General features: G+C 54.9%; 4 protein-coding genes, 2 tRNA genes and 3 rRNA genes (1 of these 9 running past the window's edge). 2 read left to right on the forward strand and 7 right to left on the reverse strand.

Going from position 1 to position 7,812, the window contains the following annotated elements; all coding sequences use genetic code 11:
- Positions 1–107 precede the first annotated feature (107 nt).
- On the reverse strand, positions 108–1,493 hold the full coding sequence (locus tag AB7M26_RS00360; protein WP_123498015.1) for a sensor histidine kinase: 1,386 nt from the start codon (positions 1,491–1,493) through the stop codon (positions 108–110).
- The gene (locus AB7M26_RS00365) at positions 1,490–2,200 is read right to left on the reverse strand and encodes a response regulator (protein ID WP_123498013.1); all 711 of its coding nucleotides are present in this window, start codon (positions 2,198–2,200) and stop codon (positions 1,490–1,492) included. Before AB7M26_RS00365 ends, AB7M26_RS00360 begins: the two co-directional genes overlap by 4 nt.
- Before the next feature lie 165 nt (positions 2,201–2,365).
- Here AB7M26_RS00365 and AB7M26_RS00370 point away from each other — a divergent pair, with 165 nt between their 5' ends.
- Positions 2,366–3,157, forward strand: coding sequence for an MlaA family lipoprotein (locus tag AB7M26_RS00370; protein ID WP_123498011.1), 792 nt, complete (start codon positions 2,366–2,368; stop codon positions 3,155–3,157).
- A complete protein-coding gene (locus AB7M26_RS00375) occupies positions 3,147–3,410 on the forward strand; it encodes a hypothetical protein (RefSeq protein ID WP_123498009.1) in 264 nt (87 codons plus the stop codon). The genes AB7M26_RS00370 and AB7M26_RS00375 overlap by 11 nt, the downstream gene beginning before the upstream one ends.
- A gap of 547 nt (positions 3,411–3,957) precedes the next feature.
- Here the strand turns inward: AB7M26_RS00375 and rrf are convergent.
- From rrf to AB7M26_RS00400, 5 genes are all read right to left on the reverse strand, one after another.
- A 5S ribosomal RNA gene (gene rrf / locus AB7M26_RS00380) occupies positions 3,958–4,073 on the reverse strand.
- 160 nt (positions 4,074–4,233) lie between these two features.
- Positions 4,234–7,125: ribosomal RNA gene (locus tag AB7M26_RS00385) — 23S ribosomal RNA — on the reverse strand.
- A gap of 235 nt (positions 7,126–7,360) precedes the next feature.
- Positions 7,361–7,436, reverse strand: a tRNA-Ala gene (locus AB7M26_RS00390).
- Between the two features lie 30 nt (positions 7,437–7,466).
- A tRNA-Ile gene (locus AB7M26_RS00395) sits at positions 7,467–7,543 on the reverse strand.
- Positions 7,544–7,625: 82 nt separating this feature from the next.
- Positions 7,626–7,812 (reverse strand): 16S ribosomal RNA (locus AB7M26_RS00400) (it continues 1,352 nt past the right edge of the window).
- Together the 16S, 23S and 5S rRNA genes with 2 tRNA genes alongside form the textbook arrangement of a ribosomal RNA operon.

A 7,812-nucleotide genomic window follows, 5' to 3' on the forward strand; every position in this document is an offset into this window, starting at 1 on the left:
TTGACTGACACACCGCTTTCGCGAGCAAGCCCGCTCCCACAGGAGTTGTGTGTAACTGGCTCGCATCTGGATTAGCCCCAATTTTTTGGGTCGTTTAATCGCTCAGTTCAAAGCAAATGCTGAGAGATCAGCTCTGAACTTGAATGCACCGGCAACACCACCAACGCCTCCAATCCGCCCGTCGACCGATTACGCAGTGTCAGGTTGCCTCCGTGCTCGAGCACAATCGCCCGCGCCGCCGACAACCCCAAACCAACGCCCCCCGTGCTTTTGTTGCGCGAGCCTTCCATCCGGAAGAACGGCACAAACACTTGTTCAAGGCAGGCATCTGGTATGCCCGGCCCACGATCCAGTACTTTGATCCGCACCTGGCCGGCGCTCGGTTTCAGCTCAATCCCCGGTTCACTGCCGTACTTGATAGCGTTATCGAGCAAATTGGTAATCACTCGTTTAAGCCCCAACGGGCGCCCGAAATACACCCACCGCAGCGGCCCGCTGAACGTAATGTCGACGCCCTGATCCCGATAATCATCAAGCAACGTTTGCAGAAGTTCCGCCAGATCAAACTGGGTCGCCGGTTCAAGCCGCGCATCATCACGAAAGAACTCCAGCGCCGAGTTGATCATCGCCTGCATTTCATCCACGTCACGAAACAGCCGTTGCTGTTGCTCGCTGTCTTCGATGAATTCGCCTCGCAAGCGCATCCGCGTCAGGGGCGCGCGCAGGTCATGGGAGATGGCGGCGAGCATTTGCGTTCGGTCGCGGATGAAGTGCTGTAACTGGGCTTGCATGGCATTGAACGCGAGAATGGCCTGGCGGATTTCGTGGGGGCCGAGCGGTTCGATCGGCGGTGCGCGGAAGTCCACACCGAAGCGCCGGGCGCCTTCGGCGAAGCGCTGCAAAGGTGTGGCGAGGCGTCGGGTGGCGATCAGCGCGACCACTGCGGTGGAGATCAGCACCAGCAGGATGACGATCAGGTAGCGTGGCGCTTCGTCGAGCCCCCAACTGCGCGAGGGCGCGGAGAACATCAGCCATGATGAATCCGATAGCTCGATCAACAGCGCGTAATGCGCGTCCTCCGTATGCTCCGTCCAGTCGGCCGGTTCATAGGCTTCGATGCGCCGGTCAGGGGCTCTGAGCATCGGCTGCAGGATGGTTGAGCCAATGCCGGACTTCGGATCGTTCACTGTCGGCAGATTGAGATCGTGCCGATCAGGGTGCCAAGTGATAGTGAAGCCGCTCTCGTTGGCGGCTTGCGCCAATGAGTGGCGTAGGGGCGCCGGAGCGGCCTCGATGACACGGGTGATAGCGGCGGCTTTTTCCAGCAAGCCGATTTCGGTCAACGGTGGGCGTGCCCACACGCCGGCCAATTGGATAAACAGCCCGTTGAGCGCCAGTGAAATGAGCATGGCCAGGATGATCGTCAATGCGATCCAGCGCGCAACCGTATCTTGCGGCCAGTCTCGGGCGCGAATCCGCTTCAGCCTGCTCATCGCCGCGTCACGCTGGGGGTGAACAGGTAACCGCCGTTGCGCACGGTGCGAATCATCGCCGGTCGCTTGGTGTCGGACTCGAGTTTGCGTCGCAGGCGGCTGACCTGAACGTCGATGCTGCGATCGAACGCGTCATGGCAATGCCCGCGCGCCAGGTCCAGCAATTGCTCGCGAGTAAGAATGCGCTGCGGGTGTTCGACGAAGACCAGCAGCAGGTCAAACTCACCGGCCGACAGCGGGATCATCACGTTGTCCGGCGAGCGAAGTTCACGACGGGTGACGTCCAGATGCCAGTCGGCAAAATCAATCAGTGGCCGTGGCCGCTCTTGCGGAACCGGACGACGCTCGTCCACGCGACGCAGCACAGCACGCACTCGGGCCAGCAGTTCACGGGCGTCGAAGGGTTTTGTCAGATAATCATCGGCACCCAGTTCCAGGCCCACCACCCGGTCACTGAGTTCACCCATGGCCGTCAGCATGATCACCGGTATTGCGTGTCGAATCCGCAGTTGCTGACACAGGATCAGCCCGCTGTCTCCGGGCAACATCACGTCCAGAATGATCAGGTCCGGCGCCTGGCGCTCTATGGCCGCCCACAGCGACGCACCGTCTGTGGCGACCTCGACGCTGTAGCCGTGTTGCACGAAGAATTTTTTCAGTAGATCAAGGACTTCAAGGTCGTCGTCGACAATTAAAAGGCTGTTCACCGAAGGTCACTTAAGGGCGAATGGAACCGCCATCTAAAACCATTCATGGCCGCGCGTCATATATTTCAACTCTGCAATAAAGCGTCAGCACCGCAATAAACCAGACATCTTGGCGCAAGGATTGGAGCTCAGCATCACGGCGAATTCCTCCTGAGACTTGCGTCCATGTTGCCTTTCAAGTGTGCTCCCTGGTTGACCCGCAACACCTCAATTGCCGTGTTGGCCGCAGGGCTGACGGGTTGCAGCAGCCAGCCGCAGCCAAACACCGACGTGGCCTGCGCCGATATCGCCTATTCGGTGTACGACCCGGCAGAACCGTTCAATCGGAGCGTCTTCGCGTTTAACCGGGTGGTTGATGATTACGCCCTGGCGCCGGTCGCGCGCGGCTACCGCTACACGCCGGACTTTTTCCAGACCGGTGTGCATAACTTTGTGGCGAACTTCGGTGAGCCGAAGGTCTTTATCAATGACCTGCTGCAAGGCAACCCGATGCGCTCGGTCAATACCCTGGGACGTTTCGCGCTCAACACCACGGTAGGGGTGGTGGGCTTGATCGATGTCTCCGGCATGGCCGGTATCCCGCGCCACGACTCGGACTTCGGCCAGACCTTCGGCGTGTGGGGCATCGGCAACGGTCCGATCGTCGAGCTGCCATTGCTCGGGACCTCCAACAGTCGCGACGCCGCCGGCCGCGTGCTCGGCTTTGTGGTCGATCCGTTCGGCAGCAATAGCGATACCGTGGAGACACTCTCCACTATCAGCACTGTCGGTGGCATCGTCGATGGTCGGGCAGAAGCCTTACCACTGACCGACAGCCTGCAAAAATTGCCGGACTACTACAGCGCGTTGCGTAACGTGGTGGCCGAGCATCGTGCTGCTTACGTGGCCGATGGCAAACAAGGCTCACCAGAGAACACCACCTCTCAATGCACAGGAGCACCGGCTGATGGGTTCTGAAAACAATAGCCTGGTCCTGCAGCAACGGATGACGCGGGACGACCCGGCCAATCTGCACTGTCGCGAAATTACCCTGCGTTTGTCAGCGGACTGTCGCCAACTGGTGCTCAGCCGATACACCGAACACTATGGGCCGGCACTAGTGCGCTGGATAGAGCGTAGCCATACCGTGTCGGTTACTGAAGTGGTTCGTTGGCTCGTGGCCAATGGTGAGGCACAGATCATGAGAGCGGACAGCCAGTCGCAGCCTTGATTTCAGGGTGATGATGCGGAGGATGGAGGCCTTCCGGTCGTCATCCCGCCGCTTATGTCAGGCCAAGTGCAACGCAAACCTCTTCACCATAATCGGTGGTTCCACAGTGTCCGCAGATCCCACCTTGCATGGAGATATCTACGATTTTTTACTCATCATTCCGATCTGATGAATCCCTTGGTTCCTGCAAGCATGACGATTTCTTTGCCGCTATTGCGATGGGTCCATGCTAAATTCAAGTCAGTTATTAATGGATCTTTCATTTATGGAAAACGCATGATGCTCGCAATCGGCGTCTCGCTACTTGCAGTAGGCTTAGGCACCGGAAATCCTGGCTTTTGGATACCTGGCTGTGTCTTCATGGCTATAGGGTGTTCTCAAAGAGTTAATCGTCGATACTGACCGTATGCGGTCAGTGTACGCCTGACTCATCTCGCGTAAACAGCATCGCAATCAGACAGGAGCGGCCCGATAATGCTGTACGAACTTTCCTGCGGGCAAAACAAAACCCCTACCTGCATACGCAGATAGGGGTTTCGGAATTTAATCTTGACGATGACCTACTCTCACATGGGGAAACCCCACACTACCATCGGCGATGCATCGTTTCACTGCTGAGTTCGGGATGGGATCAGGTGGTTCCAATGCTCTATGGTCGTCAAGAAATTCGGTAGCCAGGTCGTGGGCCCTTGCGGGTTCACGCTCCAGCGAATGGGTATGTGATAGTTTGGTGTTTTGTGAGTGTCACAAACTTTCGGTTCGTTTCGTCTTCACACACCGCAATCTGGTGCCTTTTCAGGTCAGCAAATTGCTTGGGTGTTATATGGTCAAGCCTCACGGGCAATTAGTATTGGTTAGCTCAACGCCTCACAGCGCTTACACACCCAACCTATCAACGTCGTAGTCTTCGACGGCCCTTCAGGGGACTCAAGGTCCCAGTGAGATCTCATCTTGAGGCTAGTTTCCCGCTTAGATGCTTTCAGCGGTTATCTATTCCGAACATAGCTACCCGGCAATGCCACTGGCGTGACAACCGGAACACCAGAGGTTCGTCCACTCCGGTCCTCTCGTACTAGGAGCAGCCCCTCTCAAATCTCAAACGTCCACGGCAGATAGGGACCGAACTGTCTCACGACGTTCTAAACCCAGCTCGCGTACCACTTTAAATGGCGAACAGCCATACCCTTGGGACCGGCTTCAGCCCCAGGATGTGATGAGCCGACATCGAGGTGCCAAACACCGCCGTCGATATGAACTCTTGGGCGGTATCAGCCTGTTATCCCCGGAGTACCTTTTATCCGTTGAGCGATGGCCCTTCCATACAGAACCACCGGATCACTAAGACCTACTTTCGTACCTGCTCGACGTGTCTGTCTCGCAGTCAAGCGCGCTTTTGCCTTTATACTCTACGACCGATTTCCGACCGGTCTGAGCGCACCTTCGTACTCCTCCGTTACTCTTTAGGAGGAGACCGCCCCAGTCAAACTACCCACCATACACTGTCCTCGATCCGGATAACGGACCTGAGTTAGAACCTCAAAGTTGCCAGGGTGGTATTTCAAGGTTGGCTCCACGCGAACTGGCGTCCACGCTTCAAAGCCTCCCACCTATCCTACACAAGCAAATTCAAAGTCCAGTGCAAAGCTATAGTAAAGGTTCACGGGGTCTTTCCGTCTAGCCGCGGATACACTGCATCTTCACAGCGATTTCAATTTCACTGAGTCTCGGGTGGAGACAGCGCCGCCATCGTTACGCCATTCGTGCAGGTCGGAACTTACCCGACAAGGAATTTCGCTACCTTAGGACCGTTATAGTTACGGCCGCCGTTTACCGGGGCTTCGATCAAGAGCTTCGCGTTAGCTAACCCCATCAATTAACCTTCCGGCACCGGGCAGGCGTCACACCCTATACGTCCACTTTCGTGTTTGCAGAGTGCTGTGTTTTTAATAAACAGTCGCAGCGGCCTGGTATCTTCGACCGGCGTGGGCTTACGCAGTAAATGCTTCACCCTCACCGGCGCACCTTCTCCCGAAGTTACGGTGCCATTTTGCCTAGTTCCTTCACCCGAGTTCTCTCAAGCGCCTTGGTATTCTCTACCCAACCACCTGTGTCGGTTTGGGGTACGGTTCCTGGTTACCTGAAGCTTAGAAGCTTTTCTTGGAAGCATGGCATCAACCACTTCGTGTTCTAAAAGAACACTCGTCATCAGCTCTCGGCCTTAAGATCCCGGATTTACCTAAGATCTCAGCCTACCACCTTAAACTTGGACAACCAACGCCAAGCTGGCCTAGCCTTCTCCGTCCCTCCATCGCAATAACCAGAAGTACAGGAATATTAACCTGTTTTCCATCGACTACGCTTTTCAGCCTCGCCTTAGGGACCGACTAACCCTGCGTCGATTAACGTTGCGCAGGAAACCTTGGTCTTTCGGCGTGGGTGTTTTTCACACCCATTGTCGTTACTCATGTCAGCATTCGCACTTCTGATACCTCCAGCAAGCTTCTCAACTCACCTTCACAGGCTTACAGAACGCTCCTCTACCGCATCACCTAAGTGATACCCGTAGCTTCGGTGTATGGTTTGAGCCCCGTTACATCTTCCGCGCAGGCCGACTCGACTAGTGAGCTATTACGCTTTCTTTAAAGGGTGGCTGCTTCTAAGCCAACCTCCTAGCTGTCTAAGCCTTCCCACATCGTTTCCCACTTAACCATAACTTTGGGACCTTAGCTGACGGTCTGGGTTGTTTCCCTTTTCACGACGGACGTTAGCACCCGCCGTGTGTCTCCCATGCTCGGCACTTGTAGGTATTCGGAGTTTGCATCGGTTTGGTAAGTCGGGATGACCCCCTAGCCGAAACAGTGCTCTACCCCCTACAGTGATACATGAGGCGCTACCTAAATAGCTTTCGAGGAGAACCAGCTATCTCCGAGCTTGATTAGCCTTTCACTCCGATCCACAGGTCATCCGCTAACTTTTCAACGGTAGTCGGTTCGGTCCTCCAGTTAGTGTTACCCAACCTTCAACCTGCCCATGGATAGATCGCCCGGTTTCGGGTCTATTCCCAGCGACTAGACGCCCTATTAAGACTCGCTTTCGCTACGCCTCCCCTATTCGGTTAAGCTCGCCACTGAAAATAAGTCGCTGACCCATTATACAAAAGGTACGCAGTCACCCAACAAAGTGGGCTCCCACTGCTTGTACGCATACGGTTTCAGGATCTATTTCACTCCCCTCTCCGGGGTTCTTTTCGCCTTTCCCTCACGGTACTAGTTCACTATCGGTCAGTCAGTAGTATTTAGCCTTGGAGGATGGTCCCCCCATATTCAGACAAAGTTTCTCGTGCTCCGTCCTACTCGATTTCATGGCCAAGAGATTTTCGCGTACAGGGCTATCACCCACTATGGCCGCACTTTCCAGAGCGTTCCGCTAATCTCAAAGCCACTTAAGGGCTAGTCCCCGTTCGCTCGCCACTACTAAGGGAATCTCGGTTGATTTCTTTTCCTCAGGGTACTTAGATGTTTCAGTTCCCCTGGTTCGCTTCTTAAGCCTATGTATTCAGCTTAAGATACCTAACTTATGTTAGGTGGGTTCCCCCATTCAGACATCTCCGGATCAAAGTCTGTTTGCCGACTCCCCGAAGCTTTTCGCAGGCTACCACGTCTTTCATCGCCTCTGACTGCCAAGGCATCCACCGTATGCGCTTCTTCACTTGACCATATAACCCCAAGCAATCTGGTTATACTGTGAAGACGACATTCGCCGAAAATTCGCGATTAAACTCACAAATTTTACCTTAGCCTGATCACCACCAGTGAAAGTGGCCATCAGTCTATCTTTCTATCACATACCCAAATTTTTAAAGAACGATCTAGCCAAAGACTAGAAATCAACATTCACCATCGTCACGATGGAATGCTCATTTCTAAGCTTTCAACAAACAGAAGCAGTAGTGGTGGAGCCAAACGGGATCGAACCGTTGACCTCCTGCGTGCAAGGCAGGCGCTCTCCCAGCTGAGCTATGGCCCCGTATTTCTACAGGCGTTTCCCACACAAAATTGGTGGGTCTGGGCAGATTCGAACTGCCGACCTCACCCTTATCAGGGGTGCGCTCTAACCAACTGAGCTACAGACCCAATTTCGGGCTGCTTCTTATCGTCTTCTTCAATGAATCAAGCAATTCGTGTGGGAACTTATGGAGCAGCTGATGTCGTCGATTAAGGAGGTGATCCAGCCGCAGGTTCCCCTACGGCTACCTTGTTACGACTTCACCCCAGTCATGAATCACACCGTGGTAACCGTCCTCCCGAAGGTTAGACTAGCTACTTCTGGTGCAACCCACTCCCATGGTGTGACGGGCGGTGTGTACAAGGCCCGGGAACGTATTCACCGCGACATTCTGATT

The organism is Pseudomonas sp. F-14 TE3482, from assembly GCF_053629455.1.